At 71.3% G+C, this 24853-nt stretch carries 18 protein-coding genes and 1 tRNA gene; 5 read left to right on the plus strand and 14 right to left on the minus strand.

Going from position 1 to position 24853, the window contains the following annotated elements:
• Positions 1–13: 13 nt before the first annotated feature.
• From ACFWBB_RS34410 to pgsA, 3 genes are read right to left on the minus strand one after another with little or no spacing between them, the layout of a single operon-like run.
• Positions 14–1183 (minus strand): glycosyltransferase family 4 protein, encoded by a 1170-nt coding sequence (locus tag ACFWBB_RS34410; RefSeq protein WP_385280566.1) that lies wholly within the window; start codon positions 1181–1183, stop codon positions 14–16.
• Positions 1180–2097 (minus strand): phosphatidylinositol mannoside acyltransferase, encoded by a 918-nt coding sequence (locus ACFWBB_RS34415; RefSeq protein ID WP_385280569.1) that lies wholly within the window; start codon positions 2095–2097, stop codon positions 1180–1182. The genes ACFWBB_RS34410 and ACFWBB_RS34415 overlap by 4 nt, the downstream gene beginning before the upstream one ends.
• Positions 2094–2837: a phosphatidylinositol phosphate synthase gene (pgsA, locus tag ACFWBB_RS34420; protein WP_385280614.1), complete on the minus strand. Its 744-nt coding sequence runs from the start codon at positions 2835–2837 to the stop codon at positions 2094–2096. Before pgsA ends, ACFWBB_RS34415 begins: the two co-directional genes overlap by 4 nt.
• A 219-nt stretch (positions 2838–3056) precedes the next feature.
• Between pgsA and ACFWBB_RS34425 the strand changes: the two genes are divergently transcribed.
• Positions 3057–5252 carry an elongation factor G-like protein EF-G2 gene (locus ACFWBB_RS34425; protein ID WP_385280571.1) on the plus strand — a complete coding sequence of 732 codons (2196 nt, stop codon included), beginning with the start codon at positions 3057–3059 and terminating at the stop codon, positions 5250–5252.
• A gap of 199 nt (positions 5253–5451) precedes the next feature.
• Positions 5452–7113: a hypothetical protein gene (locus ACFWBB_RS34430; RefSeq protein ID WP_385280574.1), complete on the plus strand. Its 1662-nt coding sequence runs from the start codon at positions 5452–5454 to the stop codon at positions 7111–7113.
• 165 nt (positions 7114–7278) lie between these two features.
• Here the strand turns inward: ACFWBB_RS34430 and ACFWBB_RS34435 are convergent, their stop codons facing one another.
• The gene (locus ACFWBB_RS34435) at positions 7279–7842 is read right to left on the minus strand and encodes an HIT family protein (RefSeq protein WP_385280576.1); all 564 of its coding nucleotides are present in this window, start codon (positions 7840–7842) and stop codon (positions 7279–7281) included.
• 67 nt (positions 7843–7909) lie between these two features.
• On the opposite strand from ACFWBB_RS34435, the gene ACFWBB_RS34440 reads away from it, so the two are divergent.
• Positions 7910–8632 (plus strand): potassium channel family protein, encoded by a 723-nt coding sequence (locus ACFWBB_RS34440; RefSeq protein ID WP_385280579.1) that lies wholly within the window; start codon positions 7910–7912, stop codon positions 8630–8632.
• Between the two features lie 27 nt (positions 8633–8659).
• Here ACFWBB_RS34440 and thrS read toward each other — a convergent pair whose 3' ends face one another.
• From thrS to ACFWBB_RS34455, 3 genes are all read right to left on the minus strand, one after another.
• Positions 8660–10636 (minus strand): threonine--tRNA ligase, encoded by a 1977-nt coding sequence (gene thrS, locus ACFWBB_RS34445; protein WP_385280582.1) that lies wholly within the window; start codon positions 10634–10636, stop codon positions 8660–8662.
• Positions 10637–10725: 89 nt separating this feature from the next.
• The gene (locus ACFWBB_RS34450; protein ID WP_385280584.1) at positions 10726–11952 is read right to left on the minus strand and encodes a hypothetical protein; all 1227 of its coding nucleotides are present in this window, start codon (positions 11950–11952) and stop codon (positions 10726–10728) included.
• A complete protein-coding gene (locus ACFWBB_RS34455; protein ID WP_385280587.1) occupies positions 11949–12515 on the minus strand; it encodes a DUF4365 domain-containing protein in 567 nt (188 codons plus the stop codon). The genes ACFWBB_RS34450 and ACFWBB_RS34455 overlap by 4 nt, the downstream gene beginning before the upstream one ends.
• Positions 12516–12683: 168 nt before the next feature.
• On the opposite strand from ACFWBB_RS34455, the gene ACFWBB_RS34460 reads away from it, so the two are divergent.
• A complete protein-coding gene (locus tag ACFWBB_RS34460; protein ID WP_385280590.1) occupies positions 12684–13409 on the plus strand; it encodes a 3'-5' exonuclease in 726 nt (241 codons plus the stop codon).
• Between the two features lie 57 nt (positions 13410–13466).
• On the opposite strand, the gene ACFWBB_RS34465 is transcribed toward ACFWBB_RS34460, so the two are convergent.
• Both ACFWBB_RS34465 and ACFWBB_RS34470 read right to left on the minus strand, forming a co-directional pair.
• Positions 13467–13538 (minus strand) — tRNA-Val (locus ACFWBB_RS34465).
• 39 nt (positions 13539–13577) lie between these two features.
• Entirely contained in the window at positions 13578–14024 is a 447-nt protein-coding gene (locus tag ACFWBB_RS34470) for an SRPBCC family protein (protein WP_385280593.1), read from the minus strand.
• 74 nt (positions 14025–14098) lie between these two features.
• Between ACFWBB_RS34470 and ACFWBB_RS34475 the strand changes: the two genes are divergently transcribed.
• Positions 14099–16549, plus strand: coding sequence for an SCO7613 C-terminal domain-containing membrane protein (locus tag ACFWBB_RS34475; protein WP_385280596.1), 2451 nt, complete (start codon positions 14099–14101; stop codon positions 16547–16549).
• Positions 16550–16556: 7 nt separating this feature from the next.
• On the opposite strand, the gene ACFWBB_RS34480 is transcribed toward ACFWBB_RS34475, so the two are convergent.
• The 5 genes from ACFWBB_RS34480 to ACFWBB_RS34500 form a co-directional block, all read right to left on the minus strand.
• Complete coding sequence (locus tag ACFWBB_RS34480) at positions 16557–19292, minus strand: Tat pathway signal sequence domain protein (RefSeq protein WP_385280599.1); 2736 nt, start codon at positions 19290–19292, stop codon at positions 16557–16559.
• 177 nt (positions 19293–19469) lie between these two features.
• Positions 19470–20069 carry a hypothetical protein gene (locus tag ACFWBB_RS34485; protein WP_385280602.1) on the minus strand — a complete coding sequence of 200 codons (600 nt, stop codon included), beginning with the start codon at positions 20067–20069 and terminating at the stop codon, positions 19470–19472.
• A 6-nt stretch (positions 20070–20075) separates the two neighbouring features.
• Positions 20076–20969: a carbohydrate ABC transporter permease gene (locus ACFWBB_RS34490; RefSeq protein ID WP_385280604.1), complete on the minus strand. Its 894-nt coding sequence runs from the start codon at positions 20967–20969 to the stop codon at positions 20076–20078.
• Positions 20966–21967, minus strand: a complete 1002-nt coding sequence (locus ACFWBB_RS34495) for a carbohydrate ABC transporter permease (RefSeq protein WP_385280607.1) — start codon at positions 21965–21967, stop codon at positions 20966–20968. Before ACFWBB_RS34495 ends, ACFWBB_RS34490 begins: the two co-directional genes overlap by 4 nt.
• A complete protein-coding gene (locus ACFWBB_RS34500) occupies positions 21967–23256 on the minus strand; it encodes an ABC transporter substrate-binding protein (protein ID WP_385280610.1) in 1290 nt (429 codons plus the stop codon). Before ACFWBB_RS34500 ends, ACFWBB_RS34495 begins: the two co-directional genes overlap by 1 nt.
• Between the last annotated feature and the right edge of the window lie 1597 nt (positions 23257–24853).

Genomic DNA, 24853 nt, shown 5'->3' on the forward strand with positions numbered 1-24853 from the left:
GCGGTGGGGCGGGTCAGTCCCGCGCCAGCCCGAGCCGGGCCCGCAGACCCGCCGATCCCCGGTCGTCGTCGGCCGCGACCGCCGCCGCGCCTGCCGTCACCGTCTCGTACACCGACAGGATGTCCGCGCCGACGGTGGACCAGTCGAAGCGCCGTACGTGCGCGCTGCCCCGCTCCCGCAGCTCGGCCCTGCGCTCCGGGTCGCCCAGGAGCCGTACCGCCGCCCGGGCCAGCGCGTCCGCGTCCTCGTTGGCGAACAGCTCGCCGGCCGCTCCCTGGTCGAGGACCTGGGCGAAGGCGTCCAGGTCGGAGGCGAGTACCGGGGCTCCCGCCGACATGGCCTCGACGAGAACGATGCCGAAGCTCTCGCCACCGGTGTTGGGCGCGATGTACAGGTCGACGCTGCGCAGGAAGCGCGCCTTGTCCTCGTCGCTGACCATGCCGAGGAACTCCACGCGCGCGTGCAGCTCCCTCGGCAGGTTCTCCACCGCCTCCTTCTCGTCGCCGCGCCCGGCGATCAGCAGCCGCGCGTCCGGCCGCTCGGCCAAGATCTTCGGCAGGGCCCGCATCAGGACCGGCAGGCCCTTGCGGGGCTCGTCGATGCGCCCGACGAAGCCGATCGTGCCGCCCTGCCACTCGGGGTTGGGCTCGGCCCCGGCGAAGAAGTCGACGTCGACCCCGTTGGGGATGACGACCGCGTCCCCGCCGAGGTGCTCCACCAGCGTCCGCCGGGCGTACTCGCTGACCGCGATCCGCGCGCTGATCTTCTCCAGGGCGGCCTGGAGGATGGAGTAGGCGGCGATCATGGCGCGCGAGCGCGGGTTGGACGTGTGGAAGGTGGCCACTATCGGGCCGGAGGCGGCCCAGCAGGCCAGCAGACCGAGCGACGGCGAGGTCGGCTCGTGGATGTGGACGACGTCGAACGCTCCGTCGTGCAGCCAGCGCCGCACGCGCGCGGCGGACAGGAAGCCGAAGTTGAGGCGCGCCACCGAGCCGTTGTACGGCACCGGTACCGCGCGGCCGGCCGAGACGACGTACGGCGGCAGCGGGGTGTCGTCGTCGGCGGGGGCCAGGACGGACACCTCGTGGCCGAGCCGGACGAAGTACTCGGCCAGGTCGCGGATGTGGAACTGGACGCCGCCGGGTACGTCCCAGGAGTAGGGGCAGACGATGCCGATTCTCACGCGGCGTCCCCGTCCGACGGGCGGGGTTCCAGGTCCGCGAGCCACAACCGCTGCAACATGTGCCAGTCCTCCGGGTGGTCGGCGATGCCGGTGGCGAAGGCGTCTGCCAGCGACTGTGTCATGACAGACGTCTTCTCGGCCCGCGTACCTGACTCGGGTACCTCGACCGGGGGATGCACCCGTCCCCGCATGACGGGCGAGTCGTCGTACCAGAGCGTGACGGGGAGCAGCAGCGCGCCGGTCTGCTGGGCGAGCAGGGCGGGTCCGGCGGGCATCGTGGCGACGTCCCCGAAGAAGTTCACCTCGACCCCGGAGGCGGACAGGTCGCGCTCGGCGACCAGGCAGACCACCCCGCCGTCGCGCAGCCGCCTCGCCAGGGTGCCGAAGGCGGTACCGCCGCTGTGCGGCAGCACCTCCATGCCGAGGCCCTCCCGGTAGGCGACGAACCGGTCGTACAGCGTCTCCGGCTTGAGGCGCTCGGCGACGGTGGTGAAGGGCGTCCGGAGCTCGGTGGTGAGCCAGGCTCCGGCCAGGTCCCAGTTGCCCATGTGCGGCAGGGCCACGATGACGCCCCTGCCGGACGCGATCCCGTCGGTCAGGTGGTGCACGTCCTTGGGGACGAACCCGTTGCTGACGCGCTCGGCGCTCCAGGCGGGCAACCGGAAGGACTCCATCCAGTAGCGCAGATAGGAGCGCATCCCCGCGCGCGAGAGCTCGGCCAGGCGCTCGGGGCTCGCGTCCGGCACCACACGCGCGTAGTTGCTCTCCAGCCGCCGCACGCCCTTGCCGCGCCGCTTCCACGCGAGGTCGGCGACGGTGCGGCCGAGGCGCACGGCGACGGGCTCGGGAAGCTTCTTGACGGTGCTCCAGCCGAGGCCGTACAGCGCGTCGGTCAGGCGCTCCTGGGCGCTCACTTCGCGGCCTCGCTCCCCCGCGCCTCGTGTCCCTGGACTTCCTCGGCCGCGGCGGCCTCCGCCTCGGCCGACTCCCGGCGGACCGTGACGACGCGCTGGATCAGCGTGACGAGGCTGCCGACGGCGACGATCCACAGCGCGATCGGCAGCAGCACCTGGATGCCGGGCACGCCGAACTTGTGCAGACCCGCAAGCCCGGCCGCGACCAGGGAGATCACCAGGCGCTCGGCGCGCTCCACCAGCCCGTTGACGGCGACAGGCAGGCCGATCGACTCGCCCCGGGCCTTCGTGTACGACACCACCTGGCCGCTGGTCAGGCAGAAGATCGAGACGGCGCACAGGACGTTGTCGTCGCCGTTGCCCGCGTACCAGAGGGCGAAGCCGCCGAAGATGGCGCCGTCGGCGACCCGGTCGAGCGTGGAGTCGAGGAAGGCACCCCAGCGGCTGGTGCGGCCGAGCTGGCGCGCCATGTTGCCGTCGACCAGGTCGGAGAAGACGAAGAGCGTGATCACGATCGTGCCCCAGAAGAGCTCGCCCCTGGGGTAGAAGACCAGCGCGCCCGCGATCACGCCGGCGGTGCCGAGGAGCGTGACCGTGTCGGGGCTCACGCCCCGGCGGATGAGAAACGCGGCGAACGGTGTGAGGACACGCGTGAAGAATGCACGCGCGTACTTGTTCAGCATGGCCTTCCCGAGGGTCGGTTTCGCCGCGCGGCCCCTGCTGGCCACCGGCTGGCCCATCGTAGCCACGCGCGCGTGTGTGCGACGGTCGGGCACCCGGACCCCGGTGTCACGGCCTGACGGAATCCGGGTCACGGGCGGGTCGCGTCCGCCGTATGGACGCGCCGTGACGGGAGTGGAAAGCTCGAAGGACCGCGGGCGTCGCCGGAGCCGCCATCGCACGCGGGGCCGTCGTGCCCGCGCCCCCAGTGACCTCACCGTGTACGGGAGGCAAGGAAAATGGGCGACAAGGCGAACGCACATCCCGGAGCCGCCGGCAGGGCTACAGCGGCCGACCACCCCGCGTCCGTACGGAATGTGGTGCTGGTCGGCCACTGCGGATCGGGCAAGACGACCTTGGTGGAAGCTCTCGCGCTGACGGCGCGAGCGGTGAACCGGGCGGGCCGCGTGGAGGACGGCGGCACCGTCTCCGACTACGACGAGATCGAACACCGGCAGCAGCGCTCGGTGCAGCTCTCCCTGGTGCCCGTCGAATGGGACGGCATCAAGGTCAACGTCCTCGACACCCCCGGATACGCCGACTTCGTCGGGGAACTCAGGGCCGGTCTGCGCGCCGCGGACGCGGCCCTCTTCGTCGTCTCGGCGTCGGACGGCGTGGACGGCTCGACCCGCATGGTGTGGGAGGAGTGCGCGGCCGTCGGCATGCCCCGCGCGATCGTGGTGACCCACCTGGAGGCCGCCCGCGCGGACTTCGAGGAGATGACACGGATCTGCGCGGAGGCCTTCGGCGGCGACGACCCGGACGCGGTCATCCCGCTGTACCTGCCGTTGCACGGGCCCGAGGGACCCGACGGGCACGCTCCCGTGACCGGCCTGATCGGGCTGCTGTCCCGGACACTGTTCGACTACTCCACCGGCGAACGCAAGGAGTCCGAACCGGGCGAGGACCAGCTGCCCGACATCGAGGAGGCCCGCAACCGGCTGATCGAGGGGATCATCGCCGAGAGCGAGGACGAGACCCTCATGGACCGCTATCTCGGCGGCGAGCAGATCGACGTCAAGACACTGATCGGGGACCTGGAGCGGGCCGTCGCGCGCGGCACGTTCTTCCCCGTTCTCGCGGCCGCCCCCGCCACCGAGGGCGCCCGGCAGGGTCTCGGCACGGTCGAGCTGCTGGAACTGGTCACGAGGGGCTTCCCGACGCCTCTGGAGCGCGCTGCGCCCCGGGTGACGACGGTCGACGGCGAGCCGCGCGAGCTGAGCCCGTGCGACCCGGACGGGCCGCTGGTCGCGGAGGTCGTGAAGACCTCCTCCGACCCCTACGTGGGCCGGGTCTCGCTGGTCCGCGTCTTCTCCGGCACGCTCCGCCCCGACGAGACCGTCCATGTCTCGGGGCACGGGCTGGCCGACCGCGGCCACGAGGACCACGACGTCGACGAACGAGTCGGCGCCCTGTCCGCGCCGTTCGGCAAGCAGCAGCGGAGTCTGACGCACTGCATCGCGGGCGACCTCGCGTGCGTGGCGAAGCTGGGCCGCGCGGAGACCGGCGACACCCTGTCCGCCAAGGACGACCCGCTGCTCATGGAGCCCTGGCAGATGCCCGACCCGCTGCTGCCGCTCGCCATCCAGGCGCACAGCAAGGCCGACGAGGACAAGCTCTCGCAGGGCCTGAACCGGCTGGTCGCCGAGGACCCGACGATGCGCCTGGAACAGAACCAGCACACCCACCAGGTGGTCCTGTGGTGCCTCGGCGAGGCCCACTCCGACGTGGCCCTGGAGCGGCTGCGCTCCCGCTACGGCGTCCAGGTGGACGTCGTCCCGCACAGGGTCCCCCTGCGGGAGACGTTCGCGGCGAAGTCCAGCGGGCGTGGACGGCACGTCAAGCAGTCCGGCGGGCACGGCCAGTACGCCGTCTGCGAGATCGAGGTGGAGCCGCTGCCGGGCGGCGCGGGCATCGAGTTCGTGGACAAGGTCGTCGGCGGCGCGGTGCCCCGGCAGTTCATCCCCTCCGTCGAGAAGGGCGTCCGGGCGCAGGCGGGCAGGGGGGTGGCGGCCGGGCATCCGCTGGTCGACGTGCGGATCACCCTGCTCGACGGCAAGGCGCACTCGGTGGACTCCTCCGACGCCGCGTTCCAGACGGCCGGCGCGCTCGCGCTGCGGGAGGCGGCGGCCGAGGCCAGGATCCATCTGCTGGAACCGGTGGCCGAGGTGACCGTCCTGGTCGGTGACGCCTACGTGGGCGCCGTGATGAGCGACCTGTCGGGGCGGCGCGGGCGGGTGCTGGGCACCGAGCAGACCAGCGGCGGGCGCACCCTGATCAGGGCCGAGGTACCCGAGATCGAGATCGGCCGGTACGCGGTCGACCTGCGCTCGCTCTCCCACGGCACGGCCCGCTTCGAGCGCACCTACGCCCGGCACGAGCCGATGCCGGCGCAGGTCGCCGAGAAGGTCCGCCAACAGACGCAGGGCGGCTGACGGTTGGTGCCCGGCGGCCCTGAAGTGGCCGGTGGGGCAACGGGGTGGAACGTTTCCCTCCGATTCGGCGGGCGGCTTCGGCCGTCCGCCGACGGATGCCAGGTGCCTGCGGATACGCTGATGACCTGATCAACAGGTGTGCGAAGTACGGAAGTCGGGAAAGCCGCAGAAGCGGGAGCAGCGGCGATCGGGGGCGGGAATGACCGTTGGCAGCGGTTACGCGGACATCTTCGGACCACAGGTGCCGCAGACGGGCGACGGCGGGCAGACGCCGACCTTCGCCCTTGCCTCGGCGGCCTACCGGGACAACCCGGTCGAGGACATCAAGAAGGCCGACAACGAGTGGCACCAGACGGCGGTCAGTCCCGGCCGCAGCTGGGCCAGGATCTTCCGGCCCAACCTCGGCGAGGCGTTCTCCCAGGCGGTGATCGACCGCATGCTGGGCGTCGGCCGCAAGCCGCTCATCCAGTCCTTCGGCAGCGAGCCGCAGGCGGTGGTCGAGCACTGCCTCGCGGCCAACCGCATCCGCCGGGAGCGCGACCAGAAGCTGACCGGCGTGATGCTGCTGTGCGGGGTGCTCTTCCTGCCCGGGCTGCTGGTGTGGCTGCTGGTCTTCCAGCTGCGGGCGACCATGGGGAAGCTGGACAGCAGGCGGGTCTCCGGCATCGGCACCGGCCTGCTCGTCGCGATGGGCGCCCTGGCCGTGCTCTTCCTGGTCAAGATGCCGTTCAGCGGTGTCGTCGGCTGGTACGCGCGCGGGTGCGTCGTGGCGCCCGTGGCCGGCTGGTTCCTGGCCAAGCGGATCTGCGAGGGCACCGCGAAGGACCTGCGCGGGCGCTGGGACAGTCTGCTGTCCGGCAGCAGCGTCGGCGCCAAGGTCCCCGAGGCGGTGCCGACCAGCCCGAACCAGACAGCGGCCGAGCAGCTGCGCCAGTCGCTGGCCCGGCTCAGCGCCGAGCAGCAGTCGAACTCGGTCTTCTACGCCGGCCCCAAGGGCATACTCGGCATGGGCACGCGCTGGGGCGCCTGGCAACTCGCCGAGGAGCTGACGCCGCTCGACCCCGTGAAGGGCGTGCACGAGTTCCGCAGCTGGACGGTCGTCCGGGCCATCCACGACCAGCTGAACCTGCTGCCCCGGCAGAGCCTGAAGACCGGTGGGTTCCCGCCGCCCACGGTCCGGCACTGGATCGTCACCCCGGTCGGCGAGAACGCCAAGGCGGTCGCCCGGCCCGAGGGCACCGACGTCGAGGCGTACCAGGTCAAGCCGCGGGCCATAGAGGACATCTGCAACAACCAGCAGTTCGGCGGCGGCGACCGGCACTACCTGGGCGTCCAGTGGCCGCTCTGGGACGGCCAGTTGATCATCACCATGCTGATCACGGTGACGGTGCTGCACGAGACGCTCCGCATCGAGGTCACCGGGCACGCGCTGGGCCCGGTCAACGGTCTGTTCACCACGAAGTCCGAGGCCCCCGTCAAGGAGGTCGCCAAGAGCGTCCGGTTCTGGGAGACCCGGACCGTCAAGCTTCCGCTGGTCACCGCCGACGAGGTGGTCCGGCTGGCCGCGCGGGCCACGATCAGCTGGTACCCGCCGCTGCTGAAGTGGCTCGGCGGCTCGATCGGACTGCCCGAGCCCTTCGGTCTGCGGCACGCCTGGGCCGACCAGCCCTGGCGGCACCGCTTCATGGCCGACGACGCGCTGCGTGCGGCCACGCCGGTGCTGCGGGTGGTGCACACGGCGGCGATCAAGGTGCTCAAGGAGCACGACGTCGACATCGAGAAGTTCAGCTCGCGCTCGTCGGCCCTCAGCGGGGCCGTCCAGGACGTGTCGCCGCGGAAGGCCGACACGTACGACGCGTAGGCCTCCGGCGGTTGGGCGGGTCTTGTGCGGGTGGGCTGGGGTGACCGTCCCTGGGGGCTGCGCCCCCCGGCCCCCCGCTTCGGCCCTGAAGGGGCCTCGTCCTCAAACGCCGGACGGGCTGGTGTGCCGGGGCCTGGGCTGAAAGTGGCCGCCGTTGAGCCGCTGCTAGGCCGTCGTCGGCCAGGCCTCCGCCAGCATCTTCCTCGTGTCTGCCAGGAGTTGCGGCAGTACGCGTGTGTGGCCCACCACCGGCATGAAGTTCGTGTCTCCGCCCCAGCGGGGCACGATGTGCTGGTGCAGGTGGGCGGCGATGCCGGCGCCGGCGACCGACCCCTGGTTCATGCCGATGTTGAAGCCCTGGGCGCCGGACGCGGTGCGCAGGGCCGTCATCGCCTGCTTCGTCAGCTCGGCGAGCTCGGCGGTCTCCGGCACCGTCAGGTCGGTGTAGTCGGCCACGTGCCGGTAGGGGACGGTCATCAGGTGGCCGCCGTTGTACGGGTACAGGTTCAGCACCGCGTACACGTGCTCACCGCGCCGTACCACCAGCCCGTCCTCGTCGGACTTGGCCGGGATCGAGCAGAAGGGACAGCCGTCGTCGGCGCCCGGACCGGTCGGCTTGTTCTCACCCTGGATGTAGGCCATCCGGTGGGGCGTCCACAGACGCTGGAACGCGTCCTGCGTGCCCACTCCGATCTGCTGTTCCGGCTCACTCGTCATGCAAGGCAGCATATTGCTTCGCCCATTCGCGGCGTGTCGGCGGGGCTGCGGGAAAAGCCGCGCGGGCCAAGCTGGGCCGATGGACGAAGACAGCCGGACGGCCCGCTGGGAGCAGCGCGCCGAGGTCCCCCTCTTCCTGGCCTCCCTCGCCTTCCTCGCCGGGTACGCCTTCCACGTCCTGGCCCACAGCATCGCGGGCGGCTGGCGGGACCTCTGCTTCGCCGTGATGCTGACGGCATGGGTGATGTTCGCCGTGGACTACGCCGTGCGCTGGCGGCTCAGCGGACAGCGGATGCGTTTCGTACGGACCCACTGGCTGGACGGACTGGTCGTCGTGCTTCCCCTGCTGCGCCCGCTGCGGATCGTCAAGGTCTACGAGACCGTGCAGCGCCGCCACGGAGAGCCCCGGCTCTCCCTGCACGCGCGCGTGATCACCTACGCCGGGCTGTCCACGGGGCTGCTCGGCTTCGCCGGCGCGCTCGCCGTGTACGACAAGGAACGCGGGGCTCCGGGCGCGAACATGAAGACCTTCGGCGACGCCCTGTGGTGGACCTGCGAGACGCTCACCACGGTCGGCTACGGCGACATCACCCCCGTCACCTCCTCGGGCCGGCTCATCGCGGTCGGCATGATGGCGTGCGGGCTGGCGCTGCTGGGCGCGGTCACCGGGTCGTTCTCGTCATGGCTGATCCAGGTGTTCTCCCGGGAGGGCGACCCCCGGAGCACGCGGAGCACTCCGGGCGCCCCGGGCGATCGGCGCGATCAGGGCGCCCGGAACGGCGAAGGGCCCCCGGAGAGGTGAACTCCCCGAGGGCCCGTGCACGACGGATCAGATCTGCGTCCGCTCCTCGACGACCTTCGCGATCTTCGCGATGGCCTCGTCGAACGGGATGCCGTTCTCCTGCGAGCCGTCGCGGTAGCGGAAGGAGACCGAGCCGTTCGCCATGTCCTCGTCGCCCGCGATGACCATGAAGGGCACCTTCTGCTTCTGGGCGTTGCGGATCTTCTTCTGCATGCGGTCGGAGGAGGAGTCCACCTCCACCCGCAGGCCCTTCTTCTTCGCCGCCGCGGCGAACTTCTCCAGGTACTCCACGTGCGCGTCGCCGATCGGGATGCCGACCGCCTGGACGGGGGCCAGCCACGCCGGGAAGGCGCCCGCGTAGTGCTCCAGGAGCACCGCGAAGAACCGCTCGATCGAGCCGAAGAGGGCACGGTGGATCATCACCGGGCGCTGCTTCGAGCCGTCCGGTCCCGTGTACTCCAGGTCGAAGCGCTCCGGCAGGTTGAAGTCGAGCTGGATGGTCGACATCTGCCAGGTGCGGCCGATGGCGTCCTTCGTCTGGACGGAGATCTTGGGGCCGTAGAACGCGGCGCCACCCGGGTCGGGAACGAGCGGCAGGCCCTGCTTCTCGGCGACCTGGCGCAGCGTCTCGGTCGCCTCTTCCCAGACCTCGTCCGAGCCGACGAACTTCTCCGGGTCCTTGGTGGACAGCTCCAGGTAGAAGTCGTTCAGGCCGTAGTCGCGCAGCAGGCCGAGGACGAAGGTGAGCGTCTTGTCGAGCTCCTCCGACATCTGCTCGCGGGTGCAGTAGATGTGCGCGTCGTCCTGGGTGAAGCCGCGCGCACGGGTCAGACCGTGCACGACGCCCGACTTCTCGTACCGGTACACGGTCCCGAACTCGAAGAGGCGCAGCGGCAGTTCCCGGTAGGAGCGGCCACGCGCGTCGAAGATCAGGTTGTGCATCGGACAGTTCATGGGCTTGAGGTAGTAGTCCACGCCCTCGTCGAGCTGCATGGGCGGGTACATGCCGTCGGCGTACCAGTCCAGGTGGCCCGAGGTCTCGAAGAGCTTCCCCTTCGTCGCGTGCGGGGTGTAGACGAACTCGTAGCCCTCCTCCTCGTGACGGCGGCGCGAGTAGTCCTCCATGACCCGGCGGATGATGCCGCCCTTGGGGTGGAAGACGGCGAGGCCGGAACCGATCTGCTCGGGGATGGAGAACAGGTCGAGCTCGGAGCCCAGCTTGCGGTGGTCGCGCTTCTCCGCCTCGGCGAGGAAGTCGAGGTGCGCCTTCAGCTCGTCCTTGGAGGGCCAGGCGGTGCCGTAGATGCGCTGGAGCATGGGGTTCTTCTCGCTGCCGCGCCAGTAGGCGGCCGCGTTGCGCATCAGCTTGAACGCCGGGATGTTGCGGGTGGTGGGCAGGTGGGGACCGCGGCAGAGGTCCTTCCAGCACAGGTCACCGGACCTGGCGTCCAGGTTGTCGTAGATCGTCAGCTCGCCGCCGCCGACCTCGACGTCCGCGCCGTCGTCGGTGGAGGCGGAGCCCTTGATACCGATGAGCTCCAGCTTGTAGGGCTCGTCGGCGAGCTCCTCGCGGGCGGCCTCGTCGGTGACCACCCGGCGGGCGAACCTCTGCCCCCGCTTCTGGATCTCCTGCATCTTCTTCTCGATGGCCTTGAGGTCCTCGGGCGTGAAGGGCTTCTCGACGTCGAAGTCGTAGTAGAAGCCGTCCTTGACCGGCGGGCCGATGCCCAGCTTGGCCTCGGGGAAGAGCTCCTGCACGGCCTGGGCCATGACGTGCGCGGTGGAGTGGCGCAGGATGTTCAGGCCGTCCTGGGAGGAGATCTCGACGCCCTCGACCTCTTCGCCGTCCGCGAGCACGTACGACAGGTCCCGGAGCTCGCCGGCCACGCGCGCGGCGATGACGGAGCGCTCGCCGGCGAAGAGGTCGGCGGCCGTGGTGCCCGTCGTCACCGTGCGCTCTTCCCGCTCGGAATCGCGTTGGATGATCACACGGACGTCTGACACCGGTCTCTCCTGACTGAAGGGGGTGCGGCGCCATACCGTGAGCGCGCGCAAGAGGCGATCGTACCGACCCGCACCCGCCGACCGCGAAATCAGTCCCCCAGTTGTTCCCCGCCGCAGGCCTCCTCGAAGTAGTCGAGATTCTCCTGCAGTGACTTCATCAGCCGGTCCCGCTCGGCCTCGTCGACCTGCACGGGTACGACTCCGCAGGCGCCGGTGAGCCTGCGGAAGCCGCCCCTGCTCTCCAGCCGGCCCTGCACCCTCACCGGCAGCCCGACCAGATGGGCCTGCCCGGCGATGCGGTAGTCCTCCTCGTCGAGGGTGAGCCGGACGTGCGGGATGTCGGCGCCGGCCAGCACCCGCAGCCGTACGCTGCCCGCGCCGCGCGGCCCCGACCTGCGCATCCGGACGACCGTGCCGGTGACCCGCACGGGCACGGCGGGCTCCTCGCGGAGATAGCGGGCGCCGGCCTCGCGCAGCACGGACAGGTCGCCGGGCGAGAACTCGACCGGTTCGCCGCTCGCGGCGCACGCCTCGGGGACCCCGGCGGCCGGCGCCCACTCGACGGCGACGCGGGCACCCTCGGTGCCCCGGACGAGGGCGATCAGCGCCTCGGTGAGCTCGCGGCTGACGCCGGCCTCCACGGCGCCGTCGAAGGCGTCCATCCCGCCGGTGGCCCGCTGGTAGTCGATGGCCTCACGGACCGCGTACAGCGCCTGGTGGAGACGTACGGCGAGGGGGCGGGCGCCCGCGACGGGCGCGAAGGCCGTCAGACGGCGCCCGCCGGCCGCGGAGCCGACGAGGACGCTCTCCAGCGTCGCGAGGGCCGCGCGCCGGTGCCGGGCGCCGTAGTAGCCGGCACGCGCGCGCGTGGCGAGCGCCCCGGCCAGCAGCATCTGACGGGCGGCACCGCGCAGCTGTTCCTCGACGGCCCAGGAGGCGGCCCCCGCGGGCCCGGACGGCGCGTCCCGCCACCAGCGGATCTCGTCGCTCGGTACGGCGAGCCCGACGAGCACCTCGCGCGCGGAGGGTGTGCCGCTGCGGGTCAGCGCGAGGAGCGCCTCGCCGAGCAGGTCGTCGCTGTCGGGGAAGGCCCGGCTCTCCGGCACGAGGAGGCTGGTCCCGCCGCCGCCCGGTCCGGGCGGGGTCCAGCGGCCGTAGCGCCCCGCCGCCCCGCCGCGCCGCTGCCAGCCGTGCCGGCGCAGCAGGGCGCCGAGGACGGCCGGGTCGACCTCGCCGGGCTCGGGAGGCTGGTTCCAGTGGGCCTCGGGGTGCGGCCGTACCGGCCGCAGTGGCTCGTCGAGGGGGCGGTGGGTCATGGTCTGCCTCCCGTCCCGGCCCGCGTCATGATCTCGCACAGCGCCCGGTCGTCGAAGATGCGTGTGGTCGGTATCCGCACGGTGGTCCGGGTCCGGCCGGTGATCGGATGGCCGGCGAGATTGACCCAGTAGCAGCAGTGCCGCAGGTCGAGGCGGTCGTGGCCGGCCCGCAGCCACTGGTCCTGGGACCTCGGGACGAGCATCACGACCAGGATCTTGTGCACCGACACCGGGGTGCGGGCGAGCTTGCGCAGGTGGTCGTTGTCGAGCGTGAAGGAGAAGAAGCGGCCCGGCGGGTTGGGCCGGATCTGGTAGGTGGCCTTGAGCTGCACCTTGATGGTGACCTCGTCGTCGACGGTGTGCTGGGGTGCGCTGTGGCTGACGTGCCAGTCGATCCCGTTGTCCGGGAACGGCTGGGACAGCGAGCACCCCGCTGCCGCCGCGACGGCGTGCAGATAACCCACCTGGAGTGTCTCCATGCAGGCGGTGGTGGCGAGCGTGCCGCGGTGAAGCCCCTCACGTTCGGGCAGCAGCCCGCTCCGCTCGGGCTGCGCTATCGCCATGACCAACAGCCTTCCACGCAAAGCCAGTCCCCGTGACGGGCCGCTGAACTGCGATGACCCGTACTCGTGTTGTGTCCTTCCGGCGTACGGCGCAAACAGCCCGGGTATCACCAAACAGGCAGAAGACGGGGCGTCAGCTGCTCTGGGTGAACGAGGGGTTGTGTGGGTATGACGTACTGGTACGAGGGGCCTCTGGCCGCCTTTGACACGGAGACGACGGGCGTCGACGTGGAGACCGACCGGATCGTGTCGGCCGCCCTCGTCGTCCAGGACGCGCCCGGGGCGCGGCCGCGGGTGAGCCGCTGGCTGGTCAACCCGGGCGTGCCGGTGCCCGCCGGGGCGACGGAGGTGCACGGGCTGACGGACGACCATCTCCAGCGCAACGGCCGCTGGCCGTCCCCGGTGATGTTCGAGATAGCCGAGCTGCTCGCCGAACAAGCCGCCGCGGGACGCCCGTTGGTGGTGATGAACGCGCCGTTCGACCTGACGCTGCTCGACCGTGAGCTGCGCAGGCACCGCGCCTCGGCGCTGGGCGACTGGCTGGACGCGACACCGCTGCGGGTGCTGGACCCGCGGGTCCTCGACAAGCATCTGGACCGCTACCGCAAGGGCCGGCGCACGCTCACCGCCCTGTGCGCGCACTACGACGTGACGCTGGCCGACGCGCACGACGCGGCGGCGGACGCGCTGGCCGCACTGGAGGTCGTCCGGGCGTTGGGCCGGCGGTTCGCGGCCCGGCTGGAACGGCTGTCCCCCGCCGAGCTGCACACGCTCCAGACGACCTGGCACGCGGCTCAGGCCCGAGGGCTCCAGGCGTGGTTCGCGCGCAGCGGCACCCCGGAGACGGTGGACACCTCCTGGCCGGTGCGCCCGGAGCTGCCGGCGGCGGCGTAGGCCGGGCCGGCGCACACGAAAAAGCCGGTCCGCGTGATGCGGACCGGCCCTTCCCGGTGGGCGATACTGGGTTCGAACCAGTGACCTCTTCGGTGTGAACGAAGCGCTCTCCCACTGAGCTAATCGCCCGGGAACGCACCGAACAATACAGGGCTTCGCGGGCTTCCTTCAAACCGCTTCCAGGTATGCGGTCAGGCCACTCCGTCCGGCCCGCATCATCAGCCGGTGGTTGAGGCGGAACAGCGGCCGCCCGGGGACGGCGAGCACTCTCAGCAGCGGCTTGCCGACCTGGACCACCTGGTCGTAGCGGGCGAGGGTGCCCGAGCCGTCGGCGGTGACCGTCCAGCGCGCCCAGCCGTCGATGTCGCCCGACAACGCGCTCTGCAGGATTCCGGCCGCCGCGTCGCGCCGCACCTCACGCGCGGTGAAGGTCATGTCGTACGGCAGGAGGGAGCGGATGCGGATGACGCCGGTCTCGCTGTCGATCCGTTGGACCTCGCGCACCTGGTGCCACCAGCGCGGGTAGTCCTCGACCCGCTCCAGCGCCTCGTACACGCGGGCGGGCGGTGCGGGCAGGGCCCACAGGCTGCGGAAGCGGTAACGGGTCCAGTCCATGGGCCGAGTGTGCCCGCGCGGAGAGCCGGCAAGCCGGCCGACGGCACTTGAGTACGTTCTGAGTACGTGCGCCCATGCCGTCGGGCATGACACGGACCACACTCCGGCACATGACGTATTTTCCGCCCCCGGCCGAGGAGCTGCGGTTCCTCGACAGCGAGCTCCGGCAACTGGACGCCCGACGGGCCCAGTTGCTGGCCCGCCGCGCCTGGCTGATCACGACGCTTCAGCAGGCGGTACAGCCGGTCCCGCCGGTCTGGCCGAACGGGCCGACGCCGCCGGGACCGCCCTCGCGCCCCGAGGCGACCGCCCCGGGCGTGCAGAACGTCCTCCTCGTGCTGGGCGGCGTTCTGCTCACCATCGCGGCGATGGTGTTCACGCTGGTCAGCTGGGGGCATCTGGGGATCGCCGGCCGTTCTCTGGTGCTCGGCGCGGTCACGCTGGCGGTGCTCGGCGCGCCCGTGGCGCTGCTGCGGCGGGGGCTGCGTTCGACCGCCGAGTCGGTCGCGGGCCTCGGCCTGGCGCTGACGGTGCTGGACGCGTACGCCCTGTACGAGGTCGTGTTCACGGCGGCGGACGGCACGACGTACGCGGCCGCCGCGTCGACGGCGCTGGCGGCGGTGTGGGCGGCGTACGGCACGGCGCTCGCCGCGCTGCCGGGCCCGGCGGCACTGCGACTGCCCCACCCCGCCGCTCTGGCGGTCGCGCAACTCCCCCTTGTGCTCTGGACGATCGCCCTCGGTGGCGGCCCGCTCACGGTCACGGCCGCGGCGCTGCTGACGGCGGCGTTCGACGCGGTTCTCGCGCTGCGGGTCACCGAACGGCCGGTGCGTCTCGTCGCCGTGGTGTGCGGGTTCGGCACGGGCGGCTGGGGCGTCCTGGCGGCCGGTCTGCTCTCCCTGGGGGCGGCCGGTCCGAGCGCCGCCGCCCGTGCGGCGGCGCTCCTCCTCCTCGCTGCGGCGATCGCCCTGGGCGTGGCCCGGTTCGCGCCCCGGCCGGAACTCGTGACGGGTACGGCGGCGACCGGCGCGCTCTGCCTGGTGGCCGGTCTGGGCGGCGTCCTGCGGGTGTCGGTACCCGGTGACTGGGCGGTGCCGGGCTATCTGGCCTGCGGGATCGCGCTGTTGGCCGCCGTGCGGGGCCCGGAGGCGGTGCGCCGGGGTGTCGCCCTGGCCTCCGGCGCCGTGCAGGCGGGCGCGGTGCTGTGGGCGGCGCCGGCCGTGGGCGTCACCCTGCTGGGACCGGCGGCCTGGCTCCGGCACACCTGGTCCGGGGTTCCGGCCGACGCCCGTGCCGCGGTGACGGGCGATGCCCACTGGCCGCCGTACGCCGTCACGGTGCCGCTGATCCTCGCCGCGGTGGCCGTGGTCCTGGTGACGGCGGTCCGGAGCGAGCAGTGGCGCCCGCGGGCGCTGACCGCCGCGCTGACACTGACGTGGGCCGCCGTACTCGTCGCTCCCACAGCCCTGCAACTGCCCTACACCGCCGCCCTGTTGATCCAAGGGCTCATGGTGTCGGCACTACTGGCACTGACACTGACACTGAAACCGGTGCCGGTTCCGGTGCCGGCGGGACGGGTGGCCTGGCCGGCCGCCGGGCTCGCCCTGCTCACCTCCCTCAGCCTCGCCCTCCTCTCCCTGGCCGCCGAGCCCGCGACTCTCGCCGTTCTCGCGTCGCTGACCGCCGTGTTCGCGGTGGCCGCGTGGCGTGGCCGGACCGCGCCGGTGGCCGCGGCCGCCTCCCTCGCCCACGCCACGGCCCTGGCCTGCGCCGTGGGGGCGTCCGCCGGTTGGCGGCCGGAGCACATCGCGCTGTTGGTGCTCGTCGTCCCGGTGGCCGCGGCCCTGGTCGCGGCACGGCTCGACGACTCCGTGACGACGGTGGCGGTCGAGGTGACGGGGGCCGTCGCCGCGCTCGTGGCCATCGGCCTCGCGGTGGTCGACCCGCCCCTGCTGGCCCTGGTGCTGTCCCTGTGCGCGGTGATCGCGGCGGGCACGGCCGTACGCTCGGAGCGCCGCTCCGTCGGATACGCGGCCGTCGTCCTCTTCGTGCTGGCCACGTGGGTCCGGCTGGCGGCCTGGCGGGTGGGCCTGCCGGAGGCGTACACGCTGCCGGTCACGGTCCCGGCGCTGCTCGTGGGGGCCCTGCGCCGGCGCCGGGACCCGGTGGCGTCGTCCTGGACGGCGTACGGTCCCGGTCTGACCGTCACGCTCCTGCCGAGCCTCGCCACGGCCTGGGGAGACACCGAGTGGACCCGCCCGCTGCTGCTGGGCGCGGCCGCGTTGCTGCTCACGCTGCTGGGCGCCCGGCACCGGCTCCGGGCGCCGCTCGTGCTGGGCGGCTCGGTGCTCGCCCTGGACGCGCTGCACGAGCTCGGCCCGTATCTGGTCCAGGTGACCGACGCGCTCCCCCGCTGGGTGCCTCCCGCCCTCGCCGGGCTGCTGCTGCTCGCACTCGGGGCGACGTACGAGCAGCGGCTGCGCGATGTCCGGCGGGTGCGGGAGGTCCTGGGGAGGATGAACTAGCCCTTCCCTACGGCATCTTGTCGCCGAGCAGTGCCAGGTTCTCGATGGCGGCGAGGCCGTAGAGGGCGGTGTCGTTGGTGGCCACCCAGGCGGCCTCGCTGCCCGCGACCAGGGTGGCGGGGCCGCTCAGCGGCTCCGTCTTCCAGGGCGAGGACTCCGTGTAGCCGTCGGAGCCGTAGAACTTCGTCCAGGCCCGCTTGGCGAGCGCCGCGTCGCCGGTCTGGACGGCGGCGTACGCGTCGAGACGCGAATGGCCCTGGAAGAGCAGCAGGGTCCCGAAGTTGCTGCCGTAGCGCGCCGCCTGTTCCGCCTTGGTGGCGTTGAAGTAGCGGCAGTAGTCCAGGTAGGCCTCCTTGAACTTCGGGATGTCGACCAGGTGGATGAGTTCGGCGCACAGTTCGTTGAGGCCGAAGACCGCGGACAGGTGCGAGACGCCGACGACCGGGGCCGCTGCCACCGCGAACTTTCCGGTGTCGAGGTCGTACAGGCCACTGCCCTGGACGAAGCCGTTGGGCTGGGCGCCGATGGTCTCCATGGTGGACAGGACGCGGGCCTTGGCCTTCTCCCACTTCGGGCCCTTGCGCTCCCACTCGGTCAGCCACGCCGACACCAGGCCGCTCCAGTCGGTGCCGAAGCTGATCGACAGGGCGTGCCGGTCGGGGGTGTACGGCTCGGTGCGGATCTTGCGCAGCGGGTCCAGGGCGAGGAACGTCTCGTCGGAGTCGACGTTGGCGTGCATGAGGTCGCCGACGCGTTCGTCGGCGGTGAGGAAGTAGTAGTAGCGGCGGTAGGTGGTGTTGGCGATGCGCTGCTGCTTGGCGCTGTCGGCGTAGTGCTGCACGCCGTGCCGGGTGCCCAGGCCCGCCCACTGGCCGAGGTGGTAGACGTCGACCTCACCGGTGTGCCGGGTCATCGCCTCGGCGAAGCGGAAGATGTCCGCGCGGCCGCTGCGCAGGTAGGCGAACCAGAGCCAGAGGTCCGGCGACAGCTCGGAGTTGTCCCAGGCGTAGCCGCCGATGTCGTACCGCCATGTGTGCCTGACGGTGTCGTAGGTGTGCATGATGTCGCCGTAGTCCCAGAAGCCGTACCAGCGGCGCTGCTCCACCTGCCCCTTGTAGTAGGTGAAGAGGAAGTCGAGGTGATCCTCGATCTTCGCCTTGGCGGGAGTGGAGCGGTCCGGCTCGGCGTACAGGCCCGGGCCGAACACCTTGGCCTTGATGAGCTGCTTGGGCGGGGCGGCGAGCTGGGGCAGCACCCGCACGGCCTCGACCTGCTCGGCGAGCTTCTCGGGGGCGGGCGTCGACTCGTTGGCCCAGAAGAGGAGTTCGGAGGTCCGGGCGATGCCGTAGGGGGTGCCGAAGCCGGGCTCGTAGTCCTCGTAGGTGATGTTGAGGCCCTCGAGCTGTTCGGGGAAGGTGTCCTGCCCCATGCCGTCGTGGTAGAAGCGCAGATCCATGGGCTGCGCCTCGGGCGACCAGAGCCAGAGGGTGACCTCGGCCTCGTCGGTGTGCGCGTCGCGGATGTCCAGCTGGGCGGGATGCTTCTCCCAGAAGTCCCTGAGGCCGAAGGAGAACCCGCCGCTCGCCCCGCCGACGTACCCGAACCCGGAGGCCCGCTTGCCGCCGCCGGCGCCGATCCAGCCGTAGCCCTTCCTGGTGCGCTTGCGGAGCGTGAAGCCGTCGGCGGAGAGCTGGGAGAGGGTGTAGTCGCCCCACTCGGGGATGTACTGGAGGCGGGTGGTGACCCGCTGGTCCCAGGTGGCGGGGTCGGGCAGCTTCTGGCCGGCGTACTGGGCCGCCTGCACCGCCGCGCCGGGGTCACGGCGCAGACCGGTGATGCCCTTGACCGCCTCGCGCAGCAGACCGGTGCCCTCGCCGCCGATGCGGATGTGCCGGTCGTAGGACTCGTCGCGCATCGGGACGGTGAAGCGGACGCCCAGCCCGCGGATGAAGTCGCCGCTCGCCTTGCCGGGCTCCTGCTTCCCGTCGTACGTGATCGTGTGGACCATGCGGAAGGAGTCGGCGCCCGCGTAGAAGTAGAGGCGGATGGAGAACGGCAGCCAGCTGCGGCTGCCCTTGCGGTGCTTGCCGTCGATGCGCACGACCGCGCGGACCGGGCCGGACTGCTCGACGGTGACACCGTCGATGGCACCCTCGAAACGCTCGGTCCTGACGGTGCCCTGGTCCTCGTCCTCGATCTCGGGCTGCCGGATCAGGACCAGCCGGCCGTTCCTGGCGATCTCGGTGGAGCCGCGGGTGACGGACTTGATGAGGGTCGAACCGGACTTGCCGATCCTCGCGGTGATGACACCCGTCGACACGTCGATGGTGCCGCCGCTCCTGTCGACGGTGACCTTCTTGGCGGGAGCGGCGGGGGTGCCGGCGGCGAGGGTGAGCCTGCCGGAGCCCGAACCGACCGCGTGGGCAGTCCACTTCAGCGATCCGTCCGGCCAGTACGCGAGCGGCCAGGACTGTACGGGGACGTCCTTGCCGTCGGCGTCCGTCAGCGCGAAGGTCTGGTCCTCCTGGTACGTGCCCATGGGCCAGGGCACGCCGAGTGTGGACCCGGGGGCGGCGCCGAGGCCGCCGTCCTCCAGCCAGTCCAGGGGCACCGGGTCCGCGTCCGCCGCCGCGGCTCGGGGCGCGGCCTCGGCGTCCTTCGCCCCCAGCGCCCAGCTGAACTGTGCGGCGGCACCGGCGACGGCGGCCGCCCTGAGGAGGGACCTGCGGGGAATGGGAGACATAGAGATACAGCCTTTCCTTTCCGTTCCGTGCGGGAGGCAGCGCGGGAGGCGTTGCGAAAAGCAGGGCGGGGAAGAGTGCGGGAGCAGTGCGGGGAGCGGTTCCTTGCGAATGGTCAGGGGCATGACAGACGAAGATGCGGCGCCGGAGCGCCGATCCGGGTCGAGGGGCACCGCCCGTCAGCGGCGCCGGCGGCGCTCCTCCACCGCGACGGCCGCCGCCGCGACGGCCCCGAGCACGGGAGCCGCCAGCGGCGCGACGAACCAGGCGGAGACGGCCACCACGGCCAGTCCGCCGACGATCAGGAAGGAGCCGACGGGGTCGAGCACGGTCCGGCGGCCCGCTTCGGCGAGCAGCGCCCGCCAGGTCGCGCCCGGCGTCCACACGGCCGCCGCGCGCAGGCCGGCAACCGCGAGCCCGATCAGCGCCAGGACGCCGACCGCGCCGGCCGGCGGCCCGCCGGGGATCCCGGCCCGCACCGCCCGGACGTCCACCCAGACCACGGCCACCGCCGCCCACCCGGCGAGTCCGGCGAGCCATCCGCCGCGCACCGCCACCCGGAAGTCCGCGACGAACTCCCGCAGGCCGCCCGTCTCATGGGCGATCCGCCGACGCAGGTGGCGCGACCCCGCGGCGAAGGCGGCCGGGTAGGTGACCACGGCCAGCGAGGCCACCGCGATCCACACCCCGGTGAGGAGACACTCGGCGAACACGGCGAACCGCTCCGCGAAGACGGACTCCCCGCGCGGGGACCTGGCCCTGACGCGTGCCTCGGCCATGCCGGGTCAGCCCTTCAGTCCGGACGTCGCCATACCGTCGATCAGATAGCGCTGGAAGGCGACGAAGAAGGCGAGCACCGGCAGCAGCGCGACCAGCGACATCGCGATCATGCCGCCGTAGTTGGCCAGGCCCTCCTGGTCCACGAACATCTTCAGTCCGAGGGAGACCGTGTACTTGTCGGGTTCGTTGAGGTAGATCAGCGGGCCCATGAAGTCGTTCCAGGAGTTGATGAAGGTGAAGATCGCGCTGGTGATCAGGGCCGGGCGGCAGAGCGGGAGCACGATCGACCAGTAGATGCGCAGATGTCCACAGCCGTCGAGGCGGGCCGCCTCGTCGAGCTCCCTGGGCAGGTTGCGCATGAACTGCACCATCAGGAAGACGAAGAACGCCTCCGTGGCCAGGTACTTCCCCAGCAGGAGCGGGGTGTAGGTGTTGATCATGTTCATGTTGCGGAACAGCACGTACTGCGGGATCAGCAGCACGTGGTACGGCAACAGCAGCGTGCCGATCATCAGCGTGAACAGCAGATTGCGCCCCGCGAACCTGATCTTCGCGAAGGCGTACGCGGTCAGCGAGCAGGACACCACGATCCCGACCACGGAGCCGACCGCGAGCAGCAGCGAGTTGACGAAGAAGGTGGAGATCGGGATGTCCGCGATGCCGTCGGCGAGTCCCGTGTAGTTCGAGACGATCGGGTCGCCCGGGAAGAGGTCGAGGCTCCCGACGATGTCCTCGCTCTTCTTGAAGGAACCGCCGATGACCCAGATCACGGGATAGAGGATCACCGCGAGGATCGCGAGGGACCCGATGTGCCAGGCGAGGGAGCCGGGCAGCCTGCGACGGAGGTCGCCCGCCTTCGTTGGCCGGGCCGGCGTGCTGTCGGTGGCCTGCGCGCTCATCGGGCGCCCTCCTCGTAGTGCACCCAGCGCTTCTGGGACCAGAACAGCACCGCCGTCACCAGGGCGACCGCGACGAGCAGCATCCAGGCCATGGCGGAGGCCAGGCCCATCCGGCTGTTCTCGAAGCCCTGGACGTAGAGGTAGCAGGTATAGACCATCGACCCGTCGGCGGGACCGCAGGCGTTGCCGCCGGCGCCGCCGCCGACGATGTACGCCGAGCTGAAGATCTGGAAGGAGTGGATCGTCTCCAGCAGGACGTTGAAGAAGAGCACCGGGGAGATCATCGGCAGGGTGATGTTCCAGAACCGCCGCAGCCTGCCCGCGCCATCGACCTCGGCGGCCTCGTGCAGCTCGCGCGGCACCTGTTTGAGGCCGGCCAGGAAGATGACCATGGGGGCGCCGAACTGCCAGACCGTGAGCGCCACCAGGCTGTAGATGATCATTTGCGGGTCGCCGGTCCAGCCCCCGACATCGATCCCGAAGACCTTCTGCGTGCGGTCCACGATCGCGTCGTCCGTGAAGATCGCCTTCCAGACGATCGCCACGGAGACGCTCGCCCCGATCAGTGAGGGCGCGTAGAAGGCGGCCCGGTAGAAGGCCTGGCCGCGCCGCTTCTGCGCGAGCAGCAGCGCCACTCCGAGGGCGAGCAGCAGCTTGAGCGGCGTACCGACGACGACGTACCAGAGCGTCACCCGCACCGAGTGGCGCCAGCGCGGGTCGCCGAACATCTCGGAGAAGTTGTCGAACCCGATCCACTTCGGCGCGTCGAACAGGTTGTAGTCGGTGAACGCGAAGTAGAGCGAGGCGACCATCGGTCCCGCTGTCAGCAGCAGGAATCCGGCGATCCACGGGGACATGAAGAGATAGCCGGCCAGGTTCTCCCGGCGGCCCCGCCGCTTGAGGGCGGCGGGGCGCGAGGAGTCGACCGGACCGTGCCGCGGCTCGGAGTCCTTGACCAGGTCCTCCATCGCAGGGGCGTGTGTCACGGTGGTTCCCATCAGCTGCCGAGAGCCGTCTTCGACTCGGTGAAGAACTGCTTGACGGCCTCGCTCACCGAGCGGGTTCCCAGGGCCAGTTCCTCGGCGATACGCAGGAAGGCCGCCTCACAGATGTCGGCGCCGTTCGGGTGCGGGGTGATCTGCTCCAGGACCCCCGCCTTCACGAGGGACTCCTCGTAGGCCGCGATCGCCTTGTTGACCTCGTCGGTCGGCTGGAACGCGTCGTACTGCGCCTGCGTCGCCGGCACACCGCGGTCGTAGCCCATGATCTTCGCGACCTCGGGCTCGTGCACCATGAAGTCGATGAACCGGGCGACCTCCTTGGGGTGCTGGGTCCGCTTGGACGCGCTGAGCATCAGGGACCCGAGGTACTGACCGGTCTTCTTGCCGTCCGTGGTCGGAATGGGCGCCAGACCGTACTCGCTCTTGCCCTCGGAGGTGTAGCGCACGGTGAAGTTGTCCCAGGTGAACTCGCTGGCGGCGAGTTCACCCGAGACCGCCGACTTGGGCTTGATCTGGGCGACCTTCTTGGGATCTGCGTAGAGCCCCTCCTCGACGCCCTTCTTGGCCTTCGTCCACCAGTCCGTCAGATCCGCCTCGGTGAAGCCGAGACCGTCCTGGGTGAAGAACGCCTTGCCGTTCTGCCGCAGATAGAGGTCGTACAGGTACATCACGCCGTACATGCCGCTGTCGCCGGCGCGGCCCGTCCTGTCGCGGATCTTCTTCATCGCCGCGTCGAAGTCGTCCCAGGTCCAGCCCTGTACGGGCTTCACGCCGGCCTTGGTGTAGACGGGCTTGTCGATCACCAGGGACATCGAGTTGGAACCGACCGGGACGCCGAGGAGCTTGCCGTCGACCTCGCCGAACTTGTCGAGACCGGCCCGGAAGCCGTCCATGGAGAGATTGCCCGCCTTGACCTGCCCGCCGAGATCCAGCAGCACATTCTTCGCGTCGTATTTGCGCAGGAATCCAATGGCATTCTGGAAGACATCCGGCGGATTGCCACCGGAGGCCTGGGTGTTGAACTTCTTCCAGAAGTCGCCATAGGGCTGGAAGTCCGTCTTCACCTTGATCTTCGGATACTTCTTCTCGAAGAGCGCGATGGTCTTGTTGATCCGCTGGGCACGGTCCTCGGAACCCCACCACGCGTAACGGATCGTGACGGTCCCGTCCGCCGACGTACCACTGTCTCCCCCGCACCCCGTGGTCGCGGCCAGGCCCAGTGTGGCCGCCGTCGCCCCCGCGGCCTTCAGGATCGTTCGCCTCTCAACATTCCTGCTGGTTCCCACAGTCGGGCCCTCCCCGCAGCGTCGTTGCCGCTTGCATGAATCGTTTCAAGAAAGCGCTTGCTGGCACAAGGTACGAGGGGGTTGAGGGAGCGTCAATGATTCGGACAGGAATTTCTTGTGCGCGGGCCCTGCGGCGAACTGCGCGTGCACGGGCGGCACGTGGTCATCTGACGGGTGAACTCGCAGGTGAGGGGCGCCTGTTCGAGGCGCCGAACCGCCGATCGGTCGGAGTGGCCGGGCCCGGGAGGTCGAAATCCGCCCGGGTGGAGAGGAGTTGTTCGGAAGGCGCGTGCCTGCCGCGACGGATGAACGGAGTTGTGGCGTGCGGCGGCGTGACCGCTCGGGTGGGCGGCGCGAGGTGTTCGGGAGTGGCGCGGGTGCGGCGAGCGGGGCTTGTGGCTTGTGGCTTGTGGCTTGTGGCTTGTGGTGGCGCTGGAAGGTTGCGCTCGTCGAGAGGGCGCGCGAGGGTGGCGTCGCTGCGTGCGGGGAGCTAGGGGTGGGGCGCGTGGGGTGGGTGCGCGAGGTGGGGCGCGTGTTGGTGGCGGTGATCTGGGGGGCGACCCGGCTGGACTGGGACGGGTGCGCGTTTGTAGTGGGGGTGCAGGGGGCGGTGCGGCAGGCGGGAGGGGCGCGCGTATGTGGTGGCGGCCGTTGAAGCAGCGCCGACGAGCAGAGTGGTGCGAGTCGACCTTGAGGAGGCCGTACGCCTGGGCGGGAGGGGTACTGGTCGGCGATGACGGCCCGGAGGGCGGTGCGGCCGGGGGTGCGCGCATCTGCGGTGACACCCCCGGAGGCGGTGCGGCCGGGCAGGAAGGGTGCGCGTCGGCGGCGGTGGCCGAGGAGGCAGCGCTGTCGGGCGGGCGCGACACACCGGCGGGCGCCGGGTCCCAGAGACGGTGCGCATGTGCCCCGGAGGCGGTGCGGGCAGGACGCACACGTCGGCAGTGGCGGTCGAGGAGGCGGTGCGGTCGGGTAGGAGCGAGGCGCTTCGGCTGCGACCGAGGAGGAGGTGCGGTCGGATGGGGACGGACGCCCTGGCCGGGGTGGCCCGTGGGGGCGGCGCGGCGGGGTCTCAACCCGGCCGGACCGCCGGGGACGGATGCCCTGGAGGCGGCGCGGACAGGCCGCACAGGCTGGGACGGATGCCCTGAGTTCGGCGCCCGCGGAAGCGCCGCGGGCAGGCCGCACGGACTGACGGGGACGGAGCCCTGGCCGCGGTGGCCCGTGGGAGCGGCACGGCGGGGTCTCAACCCGGCCGGACCGCCGGGGACGGATGCCCTGAGCGGGGTGGCCGCGGAGGCGGCGCGGACAGGCCGCACAGGCTGGGACGGATGCCCTGAGTTCGGCGCCCGTGGAAGCGCCGCGGGCAGGCCGCACGGGCTGGCTGGCTGGAACGGGTGTGGGGGCGTGGTGAGTGGGGAGGCGGTGGGGCTTGGTGCGGCGGGTGGGAGCGGGAGGGCGTTGGGTGGGCCGGGGTGTCTGGTGGGCCGGGGAGTCGGCTGCCGTACGAACGACGTCGGCCCCGCAGCGGGGTTAGCAAAACGGCCCCCCTTACCGGGGGGGGATACAGGGTTAGTAAACAATTACACGAACGTTT

The sequence above is a fragment of the Streptomyces sp. NPDC060000 genome (genome assembly GCF_042737375.1).
Lineage (GTDB): Bacteria > Actinomycetota > Actinomycetes > Streptomycetales > Streptomycetaceae > Streptomyces.

What these genes read in the sequence shown, in the direction of transcription:
- pgsA (WP_385280614.1), bottom strand. Translation starts at nt 2,837, where the DNA reads ATGGGCCAGCCGGTGGCCAGCAGGGGCCGCGCGGCGAAACCGACCCTC.
- ACFWBB_RS34425 (WP_385280571.1), top strand. Translation starts at nt 3,057, where the DNA reads ATGGGCGACAAGGCGAACGCACATCCCGGAGCCGCCGGCAGGGCTACA.
- ACFWBB_RS34430 (WP_385280574.1), top strand. Translation starts at nt 5,452, where the DNA reads ATGACCGTTGGCAGCGGTTACGCGGACATCTTCGGACCACAGGTGCCG.
- ACFWBB_RS34435 (WP_385280576.1), bottom strand. Translation starts at nt 7,842, where the DNA reads ATGCTGCCTTGCATGACGAGTGAGCCGGAACAGCAGATCGGAGTGGGC.
- ACFWBB_RS34440 (WP_385280579.1), top strand. Translation starts at nt 7,910, where the DNA reads ATGGACGAAGACAGCCGGACGGCCCGCTGGGAGCAGCGCGCCGAGGTC.
- ACFWBB_RS34450 (WP_385280584.1), bottom strand. Translation starts at nt 11,952, where the DNA reads ATGACCCACCGCCCCCTCGACGAGCCACTGCGGCCGGTACGGCCGCAC.
- ACFWBB_RS34455 (WP_385280587.1), bottom strand. Translation starts at nt 12,515, where the DNA reads ATGGCGATAGCGCAGCCCGAGCGGAGCGGGCTGCTGCCCGAACGTGAG.
- ACFWBB_RS34460 (WP_385280590.1), top strand. Translation starts at nt 12,684, where the DNA reads ATGACGTACTGGTACGAGGGGCCTCTGGCCGCCTTTGACACGGAGACG.
- ACFWBB_RS34470 (WP_385280593.1), bottom strand. Translation starts at nt 14,024, where the DNA reads ATGGACTGGACCCGTTACCGCTTCCGCAGCCTGTGGGCCCTGCCCGCA.
- ACFWBB_RS34475 (WP_385280596.1), top strand. Translation starts at nt 14,099, where the DNA reads ATGCCGTCGGGCATGACACGGACCACACTCCGGCACATGACGTATTTT.
- ACFWBB_RS34480 (WP_385280599.1), bottom strand. Translation starts at nt 19,292, where the DNA reads ATGTCTCCCATTCCCCGCAGGTCCCTCCTCAGGGCGGCCGCCGTCGCC.
- ACFWBB_RS34485 (WP_385280602.1), bottom strand. Translation starts at nt 20,069, where the DNA reads ATGGCCGAGGCACGCGTCAGGGCCAGGTCCCCGCGCGGGGAGTCCGTC.
- ACFWBB_RS34490 (WP_385280604.1), bottom strand. Translation starts at nt 20,969, where the DNA reads ATGAGCGCGCAGGCCACCGACAGCACGCCGGCCCGGCCAACGAAGGCG.
- ACFWBB_RS34495 (WP_385280607.1), bottom strand. Translation starts at nt 21,967, where the DNA reads ATGGGAACCACCGTGACACACGCCCCTGCGATGGAGGACCTGGTCAAG.